The following is a 20456-nucleotide window of genomic DNA, read 5'->3' on the forward strand; positions in this document are numbered from 1 at the left end:
ATGAGTGATATCAATATCTTAGAGGGACGTCTTCAAGCGGCGCTTGAACGCATTGGACGCGCGATCGAAAATAGTGGCGGCCCGTCTCAACCCGCGCCCGCTGTTGACGACGCTGCTGTGGCAGCACTTCAGGCGCAGGTACAGGAATTGCAATCCGCACTGGCCGAGGCCGCAACGGCGCATGAGGCAGAGACTGCCGCGCTGAATGAGAAGCTTGCTGCGGCAGAGGACAATGCCCAGAATTTGCAAGGTGTGGTTGCCGCATTACGGGGGCGGATCAAAGGTTTGCGTAACGCAAATGCAAGCAAGATCGGTGATCCTGAACTGGTGAATGGCGCTCTTGAGGCAGAGTTGGCCGCCTCTGACGCGCAGCGTCAGGCGGATCGCGAAGAACTGAACTCTATTCTGGCCGAGCTGGAACCACTGATGGGGGAAGCCGAGAATGCCTGATCTAGACCTTAAAATCGGTAACCGCTCTTACCAGATCAACTGTCAGCCCGGAGAAGAGCCTGCTTTGCAGACAGCGGCATCGCTGATGGATGAAGAGGTCACAAAGCTCGTCGCGCAGGGAGGGCGAATGCCCGAGGCGCGTTTGTTGCTTTTGGCCGGGTTGATCCTAGCGGATCGGCTGGCAGAAGCGGGGCAGGTGATGGCGCAAGCGGAAGAGGCCTTGGTCAAGGCGCAATCGGCAGAGCCTGTGCGTGTTGAAGTGCCCGTAATTCCGGCGGGTCTTGCCGATTCAATGGCAGAGCTGGCAGCCCGTGCAGAGGCGCTTGCGGCACAGGCCGAAGAAAAAGCGGCACAGTAACCTGCGCCGCTTTCAACTTTAAATCGTTTGTTCGCCTTAGGCGTTGGCTTCGCGGATCTTGTCTGCGGCCTCTTTGTTGTAGGCAACGCCATTGTCGTCGAACAGTTTGTCCAGTTCGCCCGACAAGGTCATTTCGGTGACGATATCGCAGCCGCCGATGAATTCACCTTTAACGTATAGCTGAGGGATCGTCGGCCAGTCGCTGAAGTCTTTGATGCCCTGACGAATTTCTTCATCGGCCAGAACGTTTACGTCAGCAAAGTCGACGCCCATGAAGTTCAACACACCTGCCACGCGCTGCGAGAAGCCGCACTGAGGCATGGTTTTGGTGCCTTTCATGTAGAGCACCACATCATTGGTGTCGTTCATTTCTTTGATTTGGGTCGCTGTGTCAGTCATAGCGGTCTCCGAAAAATGGGTCTGTCGGGAAAGCCTTCCCGAAAACTGGTGCGAATGTGTTATTCCGGCACCTTGGTGGTCAAGGCCAGAGCATGCAGGTTTCCGTTGCTGCCAGCCATTTCGTCTTTCAGTGCGGCGTAGACGGCGCGTTGCTGTTGAACGCGGTTCTGGCCACGGAAGCTTTCGTCGATCACCTCGGCCGCCCAGTGATTGCCGTCTCCGGCAAGGTCGGTGATGTTGATCGTTGCTTCCGGGAATTTTGCCCGGATCGCGGCTTCGATTTCATGGGCCTGCATAGGCATCGGCGTTTCCTTCTTACGTCTTCAAAAGGAAATGTAGGGTGCGCCCGGGGTGGGCGCAACCATCATGCGATTGCGTTGGCAAAAGCGCCGCGGAAAGTCGCAGCCAAATCGGCCAGAGGAGCCTCTTGATCGCCAAGCTTGATGGTGTCCCCACCAAAGCTGCCAACAACTTCGACCGTGACGCCGGCATCGGCGGCGGCGGCTGCCAAAGCTTCGGCCGCGTCTGCCGAGCAAGCCACCAGATAGCGAGCCTGATCTTCCCCAAAGAGGGTCGCAGTGTCGCCGCTGTCGAGGGCTACGCCTACACCAGCGGCTTCAGACATCTCGAAGGCAGCCAAAGCAAGCCCACCATCCGCAAGGTCGGTCGCGGCAGAGATCAGCTTGCCGTTGGCACGCAGGAACTCACCGTTTTTCTTCTCGGCGTTCAGATCAACGTGGGGCGCGTCACCGTCTTCACGGCCAAAGGCTTCGGCCAGCAGGGCGGATTGACCAAGGTGGCCATTTGTCTTGCCGATGACCAATGCGACGTCGCCTTCCGAGGCCAGACCGGCAATCAGATCGTCGGTGTGTTTGATCAGACCAACAGCACCGATGGTCGGTGTCGGCAGAATGCCTTGTCCGTCTGTCTCATTATAAAGTGACACGTTGCCCGACACGATCGGCATATCCAGCGCGGCGACCGCTTCACCGATGCCTTTGATGGCGCCGACGAACTGGCCCATGATCTCGGGCTTTTCAGGGTTGCCGAAGTTCAGGTTGTCGGTGGTTGCCAAGGGCAGGGCGCCGACAGCTGTTAGGTTGCGGTATGCTTCGGCCACGGCTTGCTTGCCGCCCTCGGTCGGGTTGGCTTTGACATAGCGCGGGGTCACGTCGCTGGTGAAGGCGATCGCCTTGTCGGTGCCGTGCACGCGGACGATGCCAGCACCCAAACCGGGCTTGCGGATCGTGTCGGCCATAACCTGGCTGTCATACTGTTCATAAACCCACTGCTTGCCCGCGTAGTTGGGCGACGAGATGAGGGCGCGCAGCCCCTCGATCGGGTCGATGCTGGGCACGTCGGCAAGCGGAGCTGCCTCCGGGGTCGGGACCCACGGGCGGTCGTATTCAGGCGCGGTGCCGGACAGAGCCTTCAACGGCAGGTCGGCCATCACGGTGCCGTTGTGTTTGATCAGGAAGCGGTCCTCGTCGATCGTGTGACCCACGATGGCAAAATCCAGATCCCATTTTTCGAACACGGCGCGGGCTTCAGCCTCTTTCTCGGGCTTCAGGACCATCAGCATGCGTTCCTGGGATTCCGACAGCATCATCTCATAGGCTGTCATGTTCTCTTCCCGCTGCGGGACGCATTCCAAATCCAGTTGAACACCAAGGTTGCCCTTGTCACCCATTTCAACGGCAGAGCAGGTCAGGCCCGCTGCGCCCATGTCCTGGATCGAAATCACAGCGCCGGTTTCCATCAGCTCCAGCGTAGCTTCCATCAGGCGCTTTTCGGTGAAAGGGTCGCCAACCTGAACGGTGGGTCGCTTTTCTTCGATGGTGTCGTCGAACTCGGCCGAGGCCATGGTCGCGCCACCAACGCCGTCACGGCCGGTTTTTGCGCCAAGGTAGACGACTGGCATGTTCACGCCGGACGCCGCCGAATAGAAAATCTTGTCTGCGTCCGCCAGACCTGCAGCGAATGCGTTCACTAGGCAGTTGCCGTTATAGGCAGAGTGGAACCGTACTTCGCCGCCAACAGTCGGAACGCCGAAACAGTTGCCATAACCGCCGATGCCTTCGACCACACCATTAACCAGCGATTTGGTTTTGGGGTGGGTGGTCTCGCCAAACGACAGAGAGTTCATTGCCGCAATCGGACGCGCGCCCATGGTGAACACGTCGCGCAGGATGCCGCCAACACCCGTGGCCGCCCCTTGGTAGGGTTCGATGTACGACGGGTGGTTGTGGCTTTCCATTTTGAAGACCACGGCCTGACCGTCGCCGATATCTACGATACCCGCGTTTTCGCCCGGGCCACAGATTACCTGCGGGCCATCGGTCGGCAGGGTGCGCAGCCACTTCTTCGAAGACTTGTACGAGCAATGCTCATTCCACATAGCTGAGAAGATACCGAGTTCGGTAAACGTGGGTTCGCGATTTAGCAGTCGCAGAATTTCGGCATATTCCTCGGGCTTCAGACCGTGGGATTCAATCAGCTCTTCGGTGATGGCTGGCTCTTGCATGCGCATGGATCCTCTTGCGTGATTGCGCGTGGGTTTAGTGCAAGCAAGCGCCGGGGGGAAGTCCCAGATGGCGAAAACAGCAGGAAAAACGTTGAAATCTGACAATCAATATATTGCCGTTTCTTGGGGCAAGGATGGGTTGTCGATGCCTATATCTTGGTCGGCTTTGAATTTGACGGCTGACAGAGGGCCAAAAAAAAGGCCGAGACAAAGCTCGGCCAAAGTCCAACAGGGAGGTAAAGAAGCAGCCTAGCTGCCGTCTTCAAGAACCGAAATATGAGGCAAATCTTTTTCGATCAAGAAAAAAATGCTGCGGGAGCAAACATAGCCGCTATGACTGTTGCGCATGGCTCACAGTTTTATGTGAGGTAAATTCTAGGCAGATAGCGCTATTCTTGCTCTTCTTTCAGGCGTTTACGGTGTTCCATGATCTCTGAAACCACGAAATCCCGAAAGACAGCTATGCGTTTTGAGTGCCGAAGCTCTTCGGGGTAGGCAAGGAAAACCGGTACCTCGTTGCTTTCCACATCCGGCATGACTCGGATCAGTTTTGGGAAATCAGAGATAACATAGTCAGGCAGAACGCCGATCCCAAGGCCCGCTTGGGTGGCTTTCAGAACACCGTAGTAGTTGTTCACCCGCAGGGTCGACGGCGGTTCGTAGGATAGAATTTCCTGAACCAGTGTCGAGCCGGCGCTGACTTGGACAGAATTTACGTTCTGACAGATCAAACGATGGTCGACGAGATCTTCCAGCTTCTCGGGCGAACCGTGTTTTTCCAGATAGTCCGCGTCAGCGTATAGCCGCATCCTGACGGACATGATTTTCTTCCGGACGAGATCAGCCTGGCTTGGTTCTTTCATCCGGATGGCGACGTCGGCTTCGCGCATGGGCAGATCAAGCACGCGCTCTTCAAGCATCAGATCAATGTTCAAGTCCGGGTACTCTTCGTACAGCTTCCACAAACGAGGGGCCAACCACAGCGATCCAAAGCCCGTTGTGGTGGTCACACGAAGTTCGCCGAAGACCTCATCTTCGCTGTCGCGGATGCGAGCGGCCGCCGTATCGAGGCGCTTGGACATCGACCGGGTGGCGTCGAATAGAAGTTCGCCTTGTTCGGTCAGGATCAACCCGCGTGCATGGCGATGGAACAGTGTGGTGTTCAGGCTTTCTTCCAGCGCACGAATCTGACGGCTGACCGCTGATTGCGACAAATGCAGGGTGTCGCCCGCATGTGTAAGGCTGCCGGCATCGGCGACTGCATGGAAGATTCTAAGTTTATCCCAATCCATTCCGTAAGTGAGGCTGTTGGGCGTTTGACCCGCGTTCGCCTCCTCCTGCAATTTGTCCACGTTAAAGGTTGCACGACATCCGCTTGTTTAAAATCAACGGGTTGTCTTGTCGCGCATGACCGAAGGGTGCTTGTTCTACAAATATGCGGGAGAAGGTTCAAACGCAAAGCTTGTCGTCAAAAAAAAAGTGATCGGATGGCTAAAAAGTAACAAAGTGATATTCGCCGCGCTTGTTTCTAGTGGCCAGTTTCACTGGTCCTGTCTGACAAATATGACTATGTGGCTTCGAAATGATGACGAAGATCGACGAAATACGCCAAGAAGCAACCCGTGAAATCAGTTATGCCAGCTCGGCAAGTTCTACCGTTGGGCAAAAACTGATCCGGTTGACCGAAAACGCGACGGGCAGGCTAAGCCTGATCCGCCGGGCGGCTGGCTATGAGACCGAAGTCGCGCAGGGGCGGGACTTTTGGCAGGTCATGATCGAACGTTACGGGCTGTCGATGGACATTCTGGCCGGCGGGCTGGACAACATTCCTGCCGAAGGGCCCGTCATTCTGGTCGCGAACCATCCTTTCGGCATTCTGGATGGGCTGATCATGGGGCATATCCTGTCCACGCGGCGCGGCGATTTTCGAATTCTGGCGAACACGGTCTTCCGTAAGGCGGAAGAGTTGAACCGTATTGTCCTGCCTATAAGCTTTGACGAAACGCGCGAGGCACAGCGGGTAAACATCGAAACCCGCCGCTATTCGCTGAATTACTTGTCTCAAGGTGGCGCAATCGGCGTGTTCCCGGGCGGGACGGTTTCGACCTCTCGCAAGCCATTCTCTCGTGCGATGGACCCGCGCTGGCGCAGCTTTACCGCGCGGATGATTGCAAAATCCGATGCGACGGTGATCCCGATTTTCTTCGAGGGCACGAATTCGCGCATCTTTCAGTTGGCAAGTCGGGTCAGTCCGACGCTGCGCCTGTCGCTACTGATCCGAGAGTTCGGGCGCAGGGTCGATGAGCCAGTAAAGCTGGTCATTGGCGAGCCTTTGGATCGTTCTGAACTTCAAAGCTTTGCCGGTGACCCCAAAGCCCTGATGGAATTTTTGCGCAAGGCGACTTATGCGCTTTCCCCCGTTCCGTTGCAGTCTTATGCTCATGGCTACGAGTTTGAAGAAAAGCACAAAGACTGATGGCTGTCGGCATTTTTGATTCAGGACTGGGCGGGTTGACCGTCTGGGATGCGGTAACCAAGCGGTTGCCTGATGTTCCGATTGTATATCTGGGCGACAACGCTCACGCGCCTTACGGGGTAAGGGACGCGGATGATGTGTATAACCTGACCACCGCAGCGGTCGAACGCCTTTGGGAAGCCGGGTGCGATCTTGTGATCCTTGCGTGTAATACCGCCAGTGCGGCCGCCTTGCGGCGGATGCAGGATGGCTGGATCCCCGAAGATAAGCGGGTGCTTGGCGTTTTCGTGCCATTGATCGAGGCGCTGACAGAGCGCCAGTGGGGCGATAATTCTCCGCCGCGCGAAGTTGAAACCAAGCATGTCGCCCTGTTTGCAACGCCCGCGACGGTAGCAAGCCGTGCGTTCCAGCGCGAGCTGGCGTTCCGCGCGATCGGTGTCGATGTCGAGGCGCAGCCATGTGGTGGTGTCGTCGACGCGATCGAAGAGGGGGACGAGATCCTCGCAGAGGCCCTTGTCCGCAGCCATGTCGAAGCTTTGAAGCGTCGTATGCCGCATCCAGAAGCCGCTATCTTGGGCTGCACTCATTACCCATTGATGGAAAAGACCTTCCAGAAGGCCTTGGGGGACGACGTGCGCGTGTTCTCTCAGGCGAACCTCGTGGCGGACAGTCTTGCCGACTATCTTGAACGGCACCCTGAAATGATCGGGCCCGGCAAAGTTTCGCTTAACCTTACGACGGGCGATCCCGCGGTGGTTTCCGACAAAGCCACTCAGTTCCTGAGACGCAAAGTAGAGTTTCACGCCGCCTGATTGCGATAGGCGTCTTTCTGCCCTAAATCCCGTGTAAGCACAGGAAAAGACCATGACACATAAAATCGCCATCCTCGGCGCCTCGGGCTACACCGGGGCAGAGCTTGTCCGGCTCATCGCTACCCATCCGTCGATGGAAATCGTCGCACTTTCGGGGGACCGAAAGGCCGGTATGGCGATGGCAGAGGTATTCCCGCATCTGCGCCATCTTGATTTGCCGAACTTGGTAAAGATCGAAGAGATCGATTTCTCTGGCGTGGATCTGGCCTTCTGCGCCTTGCCGCATGCCACAAGCCAGTCGGTGATCTCGCAGCTTCCGACCACTTTGAAGATCGTGGACTTGTCTGCCGACTTCCGTCTGCGTGACCCGGCTGCTTATGAAAAGTGGTACGGCAAACCGCATTCGGCGCTAGAGATGCAGAAAGAGGCCGTCTATGGCCTAACCGAATTCTATCGTGAAGAGATCAAGCAGGCGCGTCTGGTGGCAGGTACTGGCTGTAACGCTGCGACTGGCCAATATGCGCTATCTCCGCTGGTTGAAGCAGGTGTTATCGATCTGGATGAAATCCTGATTGATCTAAAGGCGGCCGTTTCCGGGGCGGGGCGCTCTTTGAAGGAAAACCTGCTGCACGCAGAGCTGTCCGAGGGCTATCACGCCTATGCGGCTGGCGGCACGCACCGTCACCTTGGCGAATTTGACCAAGAGTTTTCGAAACTCGCCGGTCGTCCGGTGCAGGTTCAATTCACACCGCATCTGATCCCGGCAAACAGAGGCATTCTGGCGACCGTCTATGTGCGCGGCGATGCCGCAGTTGTGCATCAAACGCTGGCCAATAAATATGAAGGCGAAACCTTCATCGAGGTTCTGCCGATGGGGCAGTTGCCCTCGACCAAGCATATCCGCGGCTCTAACTTCGTTCATATCGGGGTGATTACGGACCGGATCGAAGGCCGCGTGATTGTGGTTGCGGCGCTCGACAACCTGACAAAGGGGTCGTCGGGACAGGCGCTGCAGAACGCGAACCTGATGTTGGGTGAGCCGGAAGAAACCGGGCTGATGCTGGCCCCGGTCTTCCCGTAGGAGGAACGCAGATGCGTGGGCTGAAGAAGAAACGTCGTATCCAGATCATCGTGCTGGCCTTTGTGGCGCTGGCCGTAGCGACCGGCATGATCGGTTATGCGCTGCAGGACGGTATCAACTTCTTCCGATCGCCGAGCCAGATTGTGGCCGAACCGCCGAAGCCGACCGAAGTATTCCGAATTGGCGGGCTGGTCGCGGAAGGGTCGCTTGAACGCGGTCAGGGCGAGACCATCCGGTTCAAAGTAACCGACGGCGGGGCCGAGGTTCCGGTGGTCTACACAGGTATCCTGCCCGACCTGTTTGAGGAAAATCAGGGGATGGTCGGCACCGGAAAATACGTGAACGGTGTCTTTGAAGCCTCTGAAATTCTTGCCAAACATGACGAGACCTATATGCCGAAAGAGGTCATTGATGCCTTGAAAGAACAAGGCACATACGTCGAGCCGGACGGCTCGTAAATTTCGGATTAACCCCAACGGCTTCAGCCTGAACCCACTGCAAAAAGCGAGGGTTCAGGATGGATCGTATCACGTCAATTGCCGATGAGATCATTTCCCGCGAGGGCGGTTTTGTGGATGACCCCGACGATCCGGGAGGGGCGACAAACCACGGCGTGACTATTCACACAATGAAGCGGTTAGGTCTGGACCTGAACCGCGATGGTCGGGTTGATGCGCGGGATGTGCGTAAACTTAGCCGCAGTCAGGCCCGGAAAATCTTTCTGAAAGACTATTTTCACCACCCGCGACTGGATGCGTTACCAGAGGCGTTGCAGGCGTCTGTTTTCGACATGTATGTCAATGCGGGCACCAATTCTGTTCGCATTTTACAGCGCCTTCTCAATGACATGGGCCATGCTCTTGAGGTGGACGGTGTCATTGGCCCGAAGACAATCTTGGCTGCTGAAACGGCCTATGCAACTGCGCCGAACCATTTGGTTGATGCTTATGGGATCGCGCGCCGGAACTATTACTACGCTTTGGCCGACAGACGTCCGGCAAGCCGCAAATATGCGCGCCGACGTGATGGTGGAAAAGGTGGCTGGATCCGTCGGGCGGAAGAGTTCATTTCGGCCCGCTATCATCTGACCCACGCCGAACATGCTGCGAGGGTCGCATCATGGGGGTGATTGAAGGACTGTTGACCTTGCTGTTCGGTAACGGTCGGAATGTGGTGCGCGAAACGGCCGAGGTTTTCCGAGAGAACTCTGAAAACGGGGCAGTAAGAGCTGCGGATTGGCAGGTTGCTGCTTTGAACCAGTTCGCCAGTGAGTTCGGGGGCAACCGGGTGTCGCGGTTTGATCGCTTTATCGACGGGCTGAACCGATTGCCGCGTCCTGCGATGGCTTTCGGCACGATTGGCTTGTTTGTGGCAGCGATGGTGAACCCGGTTTGGTTCTCGGCGCGGATGCAGGGGATATCGCTGGTGCCAGAGCCGCTTTGGTGGCTGTTGGGTGCGATCATCAGCTTCTATTTCGGGGCACGTCATCAGGCAAAAGGGCAGGAGTTTCAGCGATCTATCGCAGAAACCTTGGGAAGAACCCAAGTTGTGCATGGAAATCTACGCGCGTTGGAGGCGTTGGAAAATGGTGCCACTTATCAAACCGGACCAAACCCGGCGCTGGAAGACTGGAGGTCCGAACAATGACCGTTCTGATGCCCGTACTTACCGCAGCCCTGATGCTAAGCGTCTACGTTGACTGGTATCCAGAAGACCACGAATCCACTGTCTTGGATCTGTCTTTCTTGTCTGCGGCGACGTTGCTGACGGTGTTTCAGCTAATCAGCTAGGGCCGCCTTATTGAAATTTGCGTGATTTAGGGCGTCCTGCGGCAATTGCCTCATTGGCCTTGCCTGCAAGACGGCCTAATGTCTGCGCCATGATAGTAGAACTTGGCCACTTTGCCCTGATCCTCGCCTTCGCCGTCGCCATTGTGCAGACGGTTGTTCCCTTAATCGGTGCCCATAAAGGGTGGCGCAGTTGGATGGCTGTGGCTGAACCTGCGGCGACCGCGCAGTTCATCTTGGTTGCGGGCTCGTTTGCCGCGCTGACCTATGCCTTTGTGACTTCGGACTTTTCGTTGCGCTTGGTCGTTTTGAACTCTCACACCGCGAAGCCGCTTTTGTACAAGATTTCGGGTGTCTGGGGGAACCACGAAGGCTCGATGCTTCTTTGGGTGCTGATTCTGGCCCTGTTTGGCGCGACTGCTGCGTGGTTTGGCGGTAACCTGCCACCCAGCCTGCGGGCACGGGTACTGGGCGTACAGGCCTCTGTTGGGGTGGCGTTTTATGCCTTTGTTCTGTTCACCTCAAACCCGTTCCAGCGGTTGGCGCAGCCGCCGTTCGACGGCCAAGACCTGAACCCACTGCTGCAAGACCCGGGTTTGGCGTTCCACCCTCCGTTCCTGTATTTGGGTTACGTCGGACTTTCGATCTGTTTCTCATTCGCCGTCGCCGCGCTGCTTGAGGGCCGCGTGGATGCAGCTTGGGGCCGTTGGGTGCGCCCTTGGACGCTGGCCGCATGGCTGTTCCTGTCGATCGGGATCGGTCTGGGCAGTTGGTGGGCCTATTACGAACTGGGCTGGGGCGGTTTCTGGTTCTGGGATCCGGTTGAAAACGCCAGTTTCATGCCTTGGCTGATCGCTGCAGCCCTGTTGCATTCTGCCATCGTGGTCGAGAAGCGTGAGGTTCTGAAAAGCTGGACCATCCTGTTGGCAATCACCGCCTTTGGGTTCTCTTTGATCGGGACGTTCATCGTACGATCTGGTGTAATTACCTCGGTCCACGCATTCGCGAATGACCCTGAACGGGGCATGTTCATCCTGTTCATCCTTGCCTTCTTCATGGGCGGCGCGCTGACGCTGTTTACCGCGCGGGCCAGCATCATGCAGGCGAAGGGTGTCTTTGGCGTGGTCAGCCGCGAAACCATGTTGGTGGCCAACAACATCCTGCTGGCCGTGTCCTGCATGGTGGTTTTCGTCGGCACGCTATGGCCGCTCTTTGCCGAGTTGTTCATGGACCGCAAGCTGTCGGTGGGCCCCCCGTTCTTTAACACTGCCTTCACTCCTTTTATGGTGATTTTGGCGCTGATCCTTCCGGTAGGCGCCATCATGCCTTGGAAACGCGGCCGACTGGGTCGGGCGTTGAAGCAGTTGCGTTGGGCCTTTGCGCTGGCTTTGGCCATCGCTGCTTTGGCATGGGCAATGCAGACCGGACGCAGTGCGCTTGGGCCGATCGGTATCTTCCTTGGTACTTGGCTGGTCGCGGGTGCTGCGGTTGATCTGTGGAGCCGGACGGGCCGCAAAGGAAGTTTTGCGCGCCTGTGGCGCTTGCCGCGTGCCGATTGGGGCAAGTCGGTTGCGCACAGCGGTTTTGGAATCACCATACTGGGTATTGCTGGTCTGCTGGCATGGGAAGTCGAGGACGTCCGCGTCGTCGCAATTGGTGAGACTTTCGACGTGGCCGGTTACGAACTGCGTTTGAACGATGTGCAAGAACTTCGCGGCCCGAACTATTTCGCGACGACGGGGTTCGTTTCGTTGATTAAGGAAGGCGTAGCTGTCACAGAGTTGCGCCCCGAAAAGCGCGTCTATCCCGTAGCCGGAATGCCCACCACCGAGGCCGGTATCGACAACGGGTTCCTGCGGGATGTGTATGTGGTTCTTGGCGACCGCCAGCTTGACGGAAGCTGGGCCGTTCGGACCTATATCAAACCGCTGGCTAACTGGATTTGGCTGGGAACGATCGTAATGGCCCTTGGAGGTCTGCTCAGCTTGTCGGATCGTCGTTATCGCGTTGCTGCGGGAGCCGCAAAGGCAGTGAAGCCGACCCAAGGGGTGCCTGCGGAATGAAACGCCTTATCCTGATCCTGTCGCTTTTGGTGACCCCAGTTCTGGCGGTTGAACCGGATGAAATCCTGGCCGATCCGAAACTAGAAGAGCGGGCCAGAGAGCTTTCAAAGGGGCTGCGCTGCTTGGTTTGTCGTAACGAAAGCATCGACGAGTCAAACGCCGATCTGGCCAAAGACCTTCGCCTTTTGGTGAGAGAGCGTCTTGTAGCGGGTGACACCAATGACCAGGTGATCGACTTTGTCGTGGATCGCTATGGTGAATACGTTCTGCTAAAGCCGACCACTGGTGGGGCGAACCTTGTTCTGTGGGCGACTGGTCCGATTGTTTTGCTGCTGGCGATTGGGGCAGGGGCCATGTTTGTCCGCTCTCGCCGTCGTTCGGCTCAAACCTCTGACGATCTGACCGATGAGGAACAGGCGCGCCTGAAGGAAATCATGGGCGAATGACCCCGCGTTCTGCTTTTAATGGCAGGCAAAGCATCTATGGTCGACAGGATATAACAAGTCGCGGAGTCCGTTCATGATTTACCAGATGATTCAGCTTTCTATTGCCGAGGATGTTGCGGTACTGACGTTGAACCGGCCCGACGTCATGAACGCGCTGAACACCCAGATGCGCGCCGAAATTCTGGATGCCGTGAAGCAGGCAGAGAAAAGTGCACGGGTCTTGGTGATGACGGGGGCAGGGAAATGCTTCTGTTCTGGGCAAGACCTTGCCGATGGCGTTAATGCTGCGACACTCGATCTGGAGCGGGCCCTGCGCGATGAGTATGAGCCCATGCTCAAAACCATCTACGACTGCAAGATCCCGACAATTTCAGCAGTGAACGGCGCGGCTGCCGGGGCAGGGGCCAATCTGGCGCTGGCCGCTGATGTTGTAATCGCCACCGAAAGCGCCACGTTTCTTCAGGCCTTCACGCGGATCGGACTGCTGCCGGATGCCGGTGGCACCTATTGGCTGCCCCGTCAAATGGGGATCTCCAAGGCAATGGGCGCGGCCCTGTTCGCCGAGCCGATCTCGGCGCAGCAGGCGAGTGACTGGGGTATGATCTGGGAAGCGGTTCCCGATGCAGAGTTTGACGCCCACTGGCGGGCTCGGGCGGCGAAGCTGGCCGTGGGCCCGACTGTTGCCTATGGCCGGGTCAAGAAGGCGCTGCGACAAAGTTTTGAGAACACTTTGGAAGAACAGCTGGCAGTCGAAGCGCGGTATCAGGGAAAGCTGGGCAAGACCCACGATTTCCTAGAGGGCGTGATGGCCTTCCTGCAAAAACGCCCTGCGAAATACGAAGGCCGCTAAGGGCAAAGGCCGCTTAAAACTTGTACTTGTAAACTACGCTAAGCTGGACCTCTTCGCGCGGTGCTTCATCAAATAACAGATCTAGTGTGTCGGCTGGACGCAATGGGGTTGCAGCAAACCTACAGTTAACTTGTTGAACACCACCAATAGCGCCATAGTTTGCTGTGCAGGGTCTTTCGTTTAGGTGGCCTCCTAAAACCGCTGTGAACCGAAGCGAGAGACTGCTGGAATCGCTGAGTTTCTCATTGTAGATAAAGCCGAGCGTCAGGCTTGGATCTATGCGGTATTTTTCGCCCTCTTCACCGATGCCCAGCCCCCAAATTATTCCAAAGTTTTGAGAAAGCGATGTCAGAAAGGTGACGTGCCAATCCCGAGCGTCGTCTGAATACCATTCGTTCAGTGGGATCTCTGAGCCGTCACGCAGTGGTAAGGCTCCCCAGCTTGCATCCTGAACGGTCGTGGAATTGCCACTTTGGTAGATACCGGCCAAAACAGTGTTTTCCCATATCTCCAGAGCATTGGCTGTAGAGGCAAACAGGCCTAATGACCATGTAAGCCAAAGAGCAGCTGTAAGATGTTTAGGTTTGAAAGCTCTCATATCGTTAGATGCCGCTGACCGTCAGTCGATGAACGCTCAGCGACGAATTGGTTTCGGTTTGGGCCTACTGCGCGCCAATCGGAGCTAGCGCGCAGGACAGACAGGCCTCGCCACGCCCATGGATTGCCGGACTGTAATCGGTGATCGTCGTTATGCGTGCAGAATCCAAAAGTTGCTGCGCCACTAGACTGGGTGCTGGAGGTGTCAAACTTTCAACATCCGTGAATTTATGAGCAACAATCGCAGCGTAACCGGTAATAATAGGAGCGGCGAACGACGTTCCATAGAGACACGTTCCGTTATTGACGCTCCCACAGTCCGATCCATAGTTCGCCAACGCATCGGTCGCAGTGCGACCTCCCTCGACACCGACTAGCAGATAGTGGTTTTGAACATCTACGTTCGTACCGGCGATGGTGGAATAAGACGCGATGGCTTCAGTGTTAAATTCACCGTCGATATCGTCGCCCTCCGCACCGTCAGGGTTCCATTCCAGCGCACCGGCAAAGATGACCGGTGCCATGTAGGTGTAGAGACCGGTCGTCTCATCTATCACGTCATCAACTTCAATAATGCGCACGAATTGCTGACCGAAAACATCGATCTTGCCCTTTACAGTGTCACCTATTGCAACGTCATTGCCGTCGTTTCCTGCAGATTGCACAGCTAGGGCAAGGTTCCCATCTACAGCTTGCAGGACAGCCTCATGTGGTGCTCCGAGATAAGACCAGTCATTGAAGACGCCAGCAAAGGACGCACGGGCGGTGATGCCATAGCTCAGGTTCACCACGTCGAACTTGTTGGGGTCCCAAGTTGGAACTGCAGAGCTGTTGAAGTCGATCTTCATGTTGTCTTCAAAGTCAGCACCGGGGGCGACCAGGCTTGCGATAAGAGAGGTCCATTCCCCGTGAGTGCGGTCAGAGAGTTCCCCGAGACTGCCGCCGACTTCTAGTCGGCCTTTGATCGTGCTGCCTGACAGAAAGTCGTCGACTACGGTGATCCGGCTTCCGACACCAGTCCAATTTTCGTCATGTGCCAAACCAACGTCCGAATGCATCCAGTTAAGATCAGCGGTCGTTCCAGTTGGGGGCGGAGGCGGCGGAGTAGTGTCTCCGTCATCATCCCCACCTTTGCACTTCTTCTGCGTTGGATCATCCGCGCAAGAAACCGGTTTGGCTTCTGCGTCTGACGTCAAAATTGTAAATGCTGCCGCGGCCATAAACCCGCTTTTCAAAAATTCGGAAAAGGTCATCAACACATCCCCTTAGTAATTGACAAAAAAAAGCCACATTTAAGATACCACAGAAAACATTACCTCCCAAATTGACGAATTGTTTGGTGAGCGACTGTATTGAGGGAGTGCAAAATAGTGGCTTCGAAAGGCGAGTGTTTCACCAAGCGGCTCGAAAACTTCTTATTTTTAATAAACAAGGCGCCATTTTGCGATTCTCAAAAAAGCTGAGGCCCCACATCTTGGATGCGGGACCAAAAGAGAATTTGTGAAGAGGCAGTTTGCCAGTCTTTGAGGGTCAAGCTTGGAGCCGAGCCTCGTTCGGCTGCTAGGACGCCAGCGCTGCGGCCTCTGCTGCCAGTTCTGTGATGGCTTTCCAATCGCCCGCAAGCACAAGCTTCTTGGGAGCGACCCACGACCCACCGACACACATGGTGTTCGACAGGGCAAGGTAATCAGGCGCGTTTTGGGGTGTTACACCACCGGTCGGGCAAAAGCTGACCTGCGGGATCGGTGCGCCGATGGCTTTCAGGGCCGGAACGCCACCATTCGCCTCTGCCGGAAAGAACTTCTGAGCAGAATAGCCGCGTTCCAGAAGGCGCATGGCTTCGGTTGATGTTGCAGCCCCGGGTAACGTTGGCAGGTCATTTGCTTCGTAGGCGTCCAGCAGCCGGTCAGTCGAACCGGGCGAAACGCCGAATTTCGCGCCTGCTTCAACAGCATTCACAACGTCTTGGGGCGTCAGCAGGGTGCCTGCGCCGACAACGCCGCCTTCAACCTGTGCCATCTCGCGAATGACATCCAAGGCGACGGGGGTGCGCAGGGTGACCTCGAGTGCGGGCAGGCCGCCTTCGATCAGCGCCTCTGCCAAGGGGCGGGCGTGGGCGACATCGTCTACCACCAGAACCGGCACAACCGGGGCGCGGCGGCAAAGCTCTGACGTGAATTTGCTGGCTTCTTGGGGAGTCATTTCAATGTCCTCAGACGATGGGGCTGGCGCCGGACGTGGCCGGGCTGACGTGATTGCGGAAGTTTTGGAACAGGTTGCGGCCAAGACCATGCGCGTTGGCCGTCAGGTCTGCAACCGCAGCCTCGCGGTCCTCGAAGCCTTCGGTCAGGTTGACCAACTCGCCGCTTTCGGCGTCAAGGCGCAGCAGGTCACCATCCCTGATCTTGGCGATGGCACCGCCATCTGCGGCCTCTGGCGACATATGGATCGCGGCGGGCACTTTGCCCGAGGCGCCAGACATCCGACCGTCGGTGACCAGCGCGATCTTCAGGCCGCGGTCCTGTAACACGCTAAGCGGTGTGGTCAGGCCGTGCAGTTCGGGCATACCGTTGGATTTCGGGCCTTGGAAGCGGACGACCACGATGGTGTCCTCGGTGAATTCGCCAGCTTTGAAGGCCGCTTTGACGCCTTCCTGATCGTGGAAGACACGGGCCTTGGCCTCGATAAAGCGGCGCTCTTCGGCAACGGCCGAGATCTTGATGACCGCGCGCCCGATGTTGCCATCAAGGCTTTGAAGGCCGCCGGTCTTCTGGAACCCATCGCTGACGGGGCGCAGAATTTTGTCGTTCAGGGTTTCCCCGGCGCCATCGGTCCAAACCAGCTTGTCGTCGATCAGTTTGGGTTCCTTGGAGTAGTCCTCCAGACCCTGACCCGCGATCGTGGTCGAGTCCGCATGCAGAAGGCCCGCGTTCAGAAGCTCTTTGATCATGAAGCCCAGACCGCCTGCGGCGTGGAAGTGGTTCACGTCGGCCAAACCGTTGGGATAGACCTTGGCCATCAACGGGGTAACGGCCGAAAGTTGTGCGAAATCGTCGATGTCCAGAATGATCCCGGCGGCGCGGGCCATGGCGGGCAGGTGCAGGACAAGGTTGGTCGAACCACCGGTGGCCATCAGGCCGACCATGCCGTTTACGAATGCTTTCTCATCCAGAACCTGGCTTGCCGGGCGGAAGTCATTGCCCAGCCCGGTGATTTCAAGCGCGCGTTCCGTGCCTGCAACCGTCAGCGCGTCGCGCAAGGGTGTTTCCGGATTCACAAAGGAAGATCCCGGCAGGTGTAACCCCATGAATTCCATCAGCATCTGGTTGGTATTGGCCGTGCCGTAAAAAGTACAGGTGCCGACACCGTGATAAGCGGCCATTTCGGCTTTCATAAGCTCGTCGCGGCCCACCTCGCCACGGGCGAATTGTTTGCGAACCTCGGCCTTTTCTTCGTTCGGCAAGCCACTGGTCATGGGGCCTGCAGGCAGGAAAACCGCAGGGATATGGCCAAAGCTGGCGGCGGCCATCACAAGGCCCGGCACGATCTTGTCGCAGACGCCCAAGAACAGCGCGGCGTCATAGGTGTTGTGACTCAGGCCAATCGCGGCCGCCATGGCGATGGTGTCGCGTGAGAACAGCGACATCTCCATCCCGATCTCACCTTGTGTGACCCCGTCACACATTGCCGGTACACCGCCGGCGACTTGCGCAGTGGCGCCGACCTTACGGGCGGCTTCCTTTATCAGGTTGGGGTAGGTCTCATACGGCTTGTGGGCCGACAGCATGTCATTGTAGGCAGTGATAATGCCAAGGTTGGGTGCCCGATCGGCGACCAGCGTCGTCTTGTCGTCACCCATCGCTGCATAAGCGTGCGCCAAGTTTGAGCACCCAAGGTGACCACGGGCAGGGCCGGTTTTGGCTAGCGCATCCATCTGGTCTAGGTAGGCGCGGCGGGTCGGTTCAGACCGGCGAATGATATCGTCGGTGACTTTTGCGATCATGCTGTTCAGCGACACGGGAACTCTCCGTTCTTAAGCTTGGCGCCTCTGTAACACGTTAGCGCTAACACGACAAGCGAAAGGTCGTGTCGTGATTGTCGCAACTGGCGAAGGAAAAGATTGGGTCTTTTGCGGACGAGGCGAAGCCTTTAGGTACGCGGTATGACCGATTTAACTCGCCCCACTATTCGCCTGCGCCCCAAAACCGATAGCCGCCCGCTTCGCCGTGGCGCACCTTGGGTTTTTGCCAATGAAGCCGTTACCGATCGCCGCACCAAGGCGATGGTGCCGGGAACGATTGCTGTTCTTGAAGACGCGGATCGCGAGCCGATCGCATTGGTCGGCGTCAATCCGAATTCCAAGATCATCGCGCGTGTCTTGGACGCTGACCCAAACGCCGAGATTGACGAGGCATGGTTCGCCGCGCGACTGACGCGGGCTTTGAAGATGCGCGAACGACTGTTTGACGCGCCGTTCTATCGCTTGGTTCATGCAGAGGCCGACGGGCTTCCCGGCGTCATCATCGACCGGTTCGGTGACACGCTGGTGATCCAGCCGAACTCTGCTTGGGCAGATACATTGATCGAGCCGCTTGCTGCGGCAGCGGCCAAGGTCACCGGGGCAAGCTGTGTAATCAAGAATGCGACGGGGCGGGCCCGTGCGTTGGAGGGGTTGGACGAAGAGACTACGGTCATGACCGGCGCTGTTGACGGGCCGATCCCGGTTCCGATGAATGGCGCGACCTATATGGCAGACCTGCTTGGCGGCCAGAAAACCGGGCTGTTCTTCGACCAAAGACCCAACCACGCTTTTGCTGCCCGGCTGGCAGATGGGGCGCGGGTGCTGGATGTCTTTTCCCACGTTGGCGGGTTTTCTTTGGCCAGCCTCGCAGGCGGGGCCAGCCATGCGACGGCTGTTGATGGTTCTGCCGCTGCGCTTGAACTAGCAGAGCAGGGCGCACAGGCGATGGGTGCTGCCGATCGGTTTGCCACGCGTAAAGGAGACGCCTTCAAAACGCTGGAAGCGCTTGCCGAGGAAGGTGAAACCTTTGACGTCGTAATCTGCGACCCGCCGGCCTTTGCCCCAAACAAACAATCCCTAGATGCCGGTCTTCGAGCCTACGAACGCATCGCGCGTTTGGCGGCCCCGCTGGTGCGCCCCGAGGGGTATCTGGCGCTGTGCTCTTGTTCCCACGCTGCGGACCTGACGAAGTTTCGCACGGCCTGTAACCGGGGGATCGGGCGGGCAGGGCGTTCTGCTCAACTGATCCACACCGGATTTGCAGGGCCGGATCACCCTCTGATGCCGCAACTGGCCGAAAGCGGTTATCTGAAAGCGCTGTTCTATCGGCTGCTGCCATGAAGGTGTTGCTGGACGCTTGCGTTCTGTACCCAACCGTCACGCGTGAGGTTCTGCTAAACGTCGCGAAAGAGGGGCTTTTTACCCCCCTCTGGTCGCCGCGTATCCTAGAAGAATGGGCCCGCGCGGCTAGGAAGTTGGGGCGAGAAGGAGAGCCTCAGGCACGGGCAGAAATCGCGTTGCTCAAGGCCAACTGGCCCGGCGCCGAAGTTCTGCCCAAAGAGGCTGATCTGGCGCGGCTTTGGTTGCCGGATGAACATGACATCCACGTTCTGGCAGCCGCGATTGCGGGGTCGGCTGATCTTCTGCTTACCTTCAACGCGCAGGATTTTCCGCGCAACACCTTGGCCGAAGAAGGAATTTTACGGGATGGCCCAGACCATTTCCTGTTCGAGCTTTGGCAACAGAACCCCGACAAGGTCTTGGCCGCGGTTACCCGTGTCCATGCCGAAGCTGAACGGCTTTCAGGACAGCATTGGGACCTGCGTAAATTGTTGAAAAAGGCCCGGCTTCCGCGACTGGGGAAGGCCTTGGCCACCTAGGTGGCCGCCACGTTCCATCTGGCTTCCAGATTTTCGATCGCCTGAATGCGTTCTTCCGTCTTCGGGTGGCTCATCAGCCATGCGGGCACTGCACCACCGCGTTGCTTGGTCAGGCCTTCCAGCTTACCGAACAAAGATTTCTGCGGAGCCGTCCCAATGCCTGACTTCACCAATAGGGCCGAGGCATAGGCGTCGGCCTCATACTCGTCTGCGCGTGATAGGCGGGCCGCCAAAAGGGTGGTCAGGAAGTTTGCGACATAGACACCAAAGCCCGGCAGAAAGCGCGATAGGATCATGCCAAGCGCTGTACGCAGCGCGTTCTGACCGGAAAAGTCGATCATCCTGCGGCGTGAATGGCCAAGGGCCACGTGGCCCAGCTCGTGCGCGATGACCGAGGCCAACTCGTCTGCTGTGACCTCTCCGGCGCGATACTTGTTGAAGAACCCGCGCGTGATGAAGATGCGCCCGTCAGGGGCGGCAAGTCCGTTGACAGGCTCGACCTCATAGATATGGACCGGGATGCGCTTGATATCCAAAGCCCGCGCCATCTGGTCGGTCAGAACTTTCAACAGAGGGTCCGCCAGTTCGGTGGACTGTGCATCCAGTTCCCGCGCAGTCCGCCACGCGGAAAAGCGGTACATGAAAAAGCCATACAGAACGGCCAGCAGGATTGGGGTCAGCTTCAACATAGTTTGAATATGGGGGCGCAAGG

At 57.4% G+C, this 20456-nt stretch carries 24 protein-coding genes; 15 read left to right on the top strand and 9 right to left on the bottom strand.

Annotated elements, in window-relative coordinates:
- Together CLM58_RS11575 and CLM58_RS11580 are read left to right on the top strand one after the other, a co-directional pair.
- Nucleotides 1-450, top strand: a complete 450-nt coding sequence (locus CLM58_RS11575; RefSeq protein ID WP_095596075.1) for a hypothetical protein — start codon at nucleotides 1-3, stop codon at nucleotides 448-450.
- Entirely contained in the window at nucleotides 443-808 is a 366-nt protein-coding gene (locus CLM58_RS11580; RefSeq protein ID WP_095596076.1) for a cell division protein ZapA, read from the top strand. Before CLM58_RS11575 ends, CLM58_RS11580 begins: the two co-directional genes overlap by 8 nt.
- Before the next feature lie 36 nt (nucleotides 809-844).
- On the opposite strand, the gene grxD is transcribed toward CLM58_RS11580, so the two are convergent.
- From grxD to purL, 3 genes are all read right to left on the bottom strand, one after another.
- Nucleotides 845-1207, bottom strand: coding sequence for a Grx4 family monothiol glutaredoxin (grxD, locus tag CLM58_RS11585; protein ID WP_095596077.1), 363 nt, complete (start codon nucleotides 1205-1207; stop codon nucleotides 845-847).
- Between the two features lie 59 nt (nucleotides 1208-1266).
- Nucleotides 1267-1509, bottom strand: a complete 243-nt coding sequence (locus CLM58_RS11590; protein WP_095596078.1) for a BolA/IbaG family iron-sulfur metabolism protein — start codon at nucleotides 1507-1509, stop codon at nucleotides 1267-1269.
- 62 nt (nucleotides 1510-1571) lie between these two features.
- Complete coding sequence (gene purL / locus CLM58_RS11595) at nucleotides 1572-3731, bottom strand: phosphoribosylformylglycinamidine synthase subunit PurL (protein WP_095597077.1); 2160 nt, start codon at nucleotides 3729-3731, stop codon at nucleotides 1572-1574.
- Nucleotides 3732-3798: 67 nt separating this feature from the next.
- On the opposite strand from purL, the gene CLM58_RS17020 reads away from it, so the two are divergent.
- Nucleotides 3799-3984, top strand: coding sequence for a hypothetical protein (locus CLM58_RS17020; RefSeq protein ID WP_143226563.1), 186 nt, complete (start codon nucleotides 3799-3801; stop codon nucleotides 3982-3984).
- 136 nt (nucleotides 3985-4120) lie between these two features.
- Here the strand turns inward: CLM58_RS17020 and CLM58_RS11600 are convergent, their stop codons facing one another.
- A complete protein-coding gene (locus tag CLM58_RS11600; RefSeq protein WP_095597078.1) occupies nucleotides 4121-5023 on the bottom strand; it encodes a LysR family transcriptional regulator in 903 nt (300 codons plus the stop codon).
- Nucleotides 5024-5313: 290 nt separating this feature from the next.
- On the opposite strand from CLM58_RS11600, the gene CLM58_RS11605 reads away from it, so the two are divergent.
- The 10 genes from CLM58_RS11605 to CLM58_RS11645 all read left to right on the top strand — a co-directional run bounded on the left by CLM58_RS11605 (nucleotide 5314) and on the right by CLM58_RS11645 (nucleotide 13246).
- Nucleotides 5314-6207, top strand: a complete 894-nt coding sequence (locus tag CLM58_RS11605; RefSeq protein WP_229666110.1) for a lysophospholipid acyltransferase family protein — start codon at nucleotides 5314-5316, stop codon at nucleotides 6205-6207.
- Nucleotides 6207-7019: a glutamate racemase gene (locus CLM58_RS11610; RefSeq protein WP_095596079.1), complete on the top strand. Its 813-nt coding sequence runs from the start codon at nucleotides 6207-6209 to the stop codon at nucleotides 7017-7019. Before CLM58_RS11605 ends, CLM58_RS11610 begins: the two co-directional genes overlap by 1 nt.
- A gap of 52 nt (nucleotides 7020-7071) precedes the next feature.
- Nucleotides 7072-8100: an N-acetyl-gamma-glutamyl-phosphate reductase gene (gene argC, locus CLM58_RS11615; protein WP_095596080.1), complete on the top strand. Its 1029-nt coding sequence runs from the start codon at nucleotides 7072-7074 to the stop codon at nucleotides 8098-8100.
- Between the two features lie 11 nt (nucleotides 8101-8111).
- The gene (gene ccmE, locus CLM58_RS11620; RefSeq protein WP_095596081.1) at nucleotides 8112-8558 is read left to right on the top strand and encodes a cytochrome c maturation protein CcmE; all 447 of its coding nucleotides are present in this window, start codon (nucleotides 8112-8114) and stop codon (nucleotides 8556-8558) included.
- 59 nt (nucleotides 8559-8617) lie between these two features.
- Nucleotides 8618-9229: a holin-associated N-acetylmuramidase gene (locus CLM58_RS11625; RefSeq protein ID WP_095596082.1), complete on the top strand. Its 612-nt coding sequence runs from the start codon at nucleotides 8618-8620 to the stop codon at nucleotides 9227-9229.
- Nucleotides 9220-9747: a holin family protein gene (locus tag CLM58_RS11630; protein ID WP_095596083.1), complete on the top strand. Its 528-nt coding sequence runs from the start codon at nucleotides 9220-9222 to the stop codon at nucleotides 9745-9747. The genes CLM58_RS11625 and CLM58_RS11630 overlap by 10 nt, the downstream gene beginning before the upstream one ends.
- Before the next feature lie 8 nt (nucleotides 9748-9755).
- Entirely contained in the window at nucleotides 9756-9890 is a 135-nt protein-coding gene (locus CLM58_RS17425; RefSeq protein ID WP_269843646.1) for a hypothetical protein, read from the top strand.
- An 89-nt stretch (nucleotides 9891-9979) separates the two neighbouring features.
- The gene (locus CLM58_RS11635; RefSeq protein WP_095596084.1) at nucleotides 9980-11950 is read left to right on the top strand and encodes a heme lyase CcmF/NrfE family subunit; all 1971 of its coding nucleotides are present in this window, start codon (nucleotides 9980-9982) and stop codon (nucleotides 11948-11950) included.
- A complete protein-coding gene (locus tag CLM58_RS11640) occupies nucleotides 11947-12396 on the top strand; it encodes a cytochrome c-type biogenesis protein (protein WP_095596085.1) in 450 nt (149 codons plus the stop codon). The genes CLM58_RS11635 and CLM58_RS11640 overlap by 4 nt, the downstream gene beginning before the upstream one ends.
- A gap of 73 nt (nucleotides 12397-12469) precedes the next feature.
- The gene (locus CLM58_RS11645) at nucleotides 12470-13246 is read left to right on the top strand and encodes an enoyl-CoA hydratase-related protein (protein WP_095596086.1); all 777 of its coding nucleotides are present in this window, start codon (nucleotides 12470-12472) and stop codon (nucleotides 13244-13246) included.
- Nucleotides 13247-13259: 13 nt separating this feature from the next.
- Here CLM58_RS11645 and CLM58_RS11650 read toward each other — a convergent pair whose 3' ends face one another.
- The 4 genes from CLM58_RS11650 to edd form a co-directional block, all read right to left on the bottom strand.
- Nucleotides 13260-13844, bottom strand: coding sequence for a hypothetical protein (locus CLM58_RS11650; RefSeq protein ID WP_095596087.1), 585 nt, complete (start codon nucleotides 13842-13844; stop codon nucleotides 13260-13262).
- A 64-nt stretch (nucleotides 13845-13908) separates the two neighbouring features.
- Nucleotides 13909-15096, bottom strand: a complete 1188-nt coding sequence (locus CLM58_RS11655) for a S8 family serine peptidase (protein WP_095596088.1) — start codon at nucleotides 15094-15096, stop codon at nucleotides 13909-13911.
- Between the two features lie 307 nt (nucleotides 15097-15403).
- Nucleotides 15404-16045 (bottom strand): bifunctional 4-hydroxy-2-oxoglutarate aldolase/2-dehydro-3-deoxy-phosphogluconate aldolase, encoded by a 642-nt coding sequence (gene eda, locus CLM58_RS11660; RefSeq protein WP_188720427.1) that lies wholly within the window; start codon nucleotides 16043-16045, stop codon nucleotides 15404-15406.
- A 10-nt stretch (nucleotides 16046-16055) separates the two neighbouring features.
- Nucleotides 16056-17846: a phosphogluconate dehydratase gene (edd, locus tag CLM58_RS11665; RefSeq protein WP_373286798.1), complete on the bottom strand. Its 1791-nt coding sequence runs from the start codon at nucleotides 17844-17846 to the stop codon at nucleotides 16056-16058.
- Nucleotides 17847-18005: 159 nt separating this feature from the next.
- On the opposite strand from edd, the gene CLM58_RS11670 reads away from it, so the two are divergent.
- Together CLM58_RS11670 and CLM58_RS11675 are read left to right on the top strand one after the other, a co-directional pair.
- Entirely contained in the window at nucleotides 18006-19205 is a 1200-nt protein-coding gene (locus CLM58_RS11670) for an RSP_2647 family RNA methyltransferase (RefSeq protein WP_095596090.1), read from the top strand.
- Nucleotides 19202-19744, top strand: coding sequence for an RSP_2648 family PIN domain-containing protein (locus CLM58_RS11675; RefSeq protein WP_095596091.1), 543 nt, complete (start codon nucleotides 19202-19204; stop codon nucleotides 19742-19744). The genes CLM58_RS11670 and CLM58_RS11675 overlap by 4 nt, the downstream gene beginning before the upstream one ends.
- On the opposite strand, the gene CLM58_RS11680 is transcribed toward CLM58_RS11675, so the two are convergent.
- Complete coding sequence (locus CLM58_RS11680; RefSeq protein WP_095596092.1) at nucleotides 19741-20433, bottom strand: M48 family metallopeptidase; 693 nt, start codon at nucleotides 20431-20433, stop codon at nucleotides 19741-19743. The two genes, CLM58_RS11675 and CLM58_RS11680, sit on opposite strands and share 4 nt — an antisense overlap.
- Between the last annotated feature and the right edge of the window lie 23 nt (nucleotides 20434-20456).

Source organism: Actibacterium pelagium (genome assembly GCF_002285415.1).
Lineage (GTDB): Bacteria > Pseudomonadota > Alphaproteobacteria > Rhodobacterales > Rhodobacteraceae > Actibacterium_B > Actibacterium_B pelagium.

Excerpts from the sequence above, each read along its gene's own strand:
- CLM58_RS11640 (WP_095596085.1), top strand. The coding sequence starts at position 11,947 with ATGAAACGCCTTATCCTGATCCTGTCGCTTTTGGTGACCCCAGTTCTG.
- CLM58_RS11575 (WP_095596075.1), top strand. The coding sequence starts at position 1 with ATGAGTGATATCAATATCTTAGAGGGACGTCTTCAAGCGGCGCTTGAA.
- eda (WP_188720427.1), bottom strand. The coding sequence starts at position 16,045 with ATGACTCCCCAAGAAGCCAGCAAATTCACGTCAGAGCTTTGCCGCCGC.
- CLM58_RS11630 (WP_095596083.1), top strand. The coding sequence starts at position 9,220 with ATGGGGGTGATTGAAGGACTGTTGACCTTGCTGTTCGGTAACGGTCGG.
- CLM58_RS11625 (WP_095596082.1), top strand. The coding sequence starts at position 8,618 with ATGGATCGTATCACGTCAATTGCCGATGAGATCATTTCCCGCGAGGGC.
- CLM58_RS17020 (WP_143226563.1), top strand. The coding sequence starts at position 3,799 with ATGGCGAAAACAGCAGGAAAAACGTTGAAATCTGACAATCAATATATT.
- CLM58_RS11580 (WP_095596076.1), top strand. The coding sequence starts at position 443 with ATGCCTGATCTAGACCTTAAAATCGGTAACCGCTCTTACCAGATCAAC.
- CLM58_RS17425 (WP_269843646.1), top strand. The coding sequence starts at position 9,756 with ATGCCCGTACTTACCGCAGCCCTGATGCTAAGCGTCTACGTTGACTGG.
- CLM58_RS11675 (WP_095596091.1), top strand. The coding sequence starts at position 19,202 with ATGAAGGTGTTGCTGGACGCTTGCGTTCTGTACCCAACCGTCACGCGT.
- CLM58_RS11655 (WP_095596088.1), bottom strand. The coding sequence starts at position 15,096 with ATGACCTTTTCCGAATTTTTGAAAAGCGGGTTTATGGCCGCGGCAGCA.
- CLM58_RS11605 (WP_229666110.1), top strand. The coding sequence starts at position 5,314 with ATGATGACGAAGATCGACGAAATACGCCAAGAAGCAACCCGTGAAATC.
- CLM58_RS11590 (WP_095596078.1), bottom strand. The coding sequence starts at position 1,509 with ATGCCTATGCAGGCCCATGAAATCGAAGCCGCGATCCGGGCAAAATTC.
- argC (WP_095596080.1), top strand. The coding sequence starts at position 7,072 with ATGACACATAAAATCGCCATCCTCGGCGCCTCGGGCTACACCGGGGCA.
- CLM58_RS11600 (WP_095597078.1), bottom strand. The coding sequence starts at position 5,023 with ATGGATTGGGATAAACTTAGAATCTTCCATGCAGTCGCCGATGCCGGC.
- ccmE (WP_095596081.1), top strand. The coding sequence starts at position 8,112 with ATGCGTGGGCTGAAGAAGAAACGTCGTATCCAGATCATCGTGCTGGCC.
- CLM58_RS11680 (WP_095596092.1), bottom strand. The coding sequence starts at position 20,433 with ATGTTGAAGCTGACCCCAATCCTGCTGGCCGTTCTGTATGGCTTTTTC.
- CLM58_RS11650 (WP_095596087.1), bottom strand. The coding sequence starts at position 13,844 with ATGAGAGCTTTCAAACCTAAACATCTTACAGCTGCTCTTTGGCTTACA.
- grxD (WP_095596077.1), bottom strand. The coding sequence starts at position 1,207 with ATGACTGACACAGCGACCCAAATCAAAGAAATGAACGACACCAATGAT.
- CLM58_RS11670 (WP_095596090.1), top strand. The coding sequence starts at position 18,006 with ATGACCGATTTAACTCGCCCCACTATTCGCCTGCGCCCCAAAACCGAT.
- purL (WP_095597077.1), bottom strand. The coding sequence starts at position 3,731 with ATGCAAGAGCCAGCCATCACCGAAGAGCTGATTGAATCCCACGGTCTG.
- CLM58_RS11645 (WP_095596086.1), top strand. The coding sequence starts at position 12,470 with ATGATTTACCAGATGATTCAGCTTTCTATTGCCGAGGATGTTGCGGTA.
- CLM58_RS11610 (WP_095596079.1), top strand. The coding sequence starts at position 6,207 with ATGGCTGTCGGCATTTTTGATTCAGGACTGGGCGGGTTGACCGTCTGG.
- edd (WP_373286798.1), bottom strand. The coding sequence starts at position 17,846 with ATGATCGCAAAAGTCACCGACGATATCATTCGCCGGTCTGAACCGACC.
- CLM58_RS11635 (WP_095596084.1), top strand. The coding sequence starts at position 9,980 with ATGATAGTAGAACTTGGCCACTTTGCCCTGATCCTCGCCTTCGCCGTC.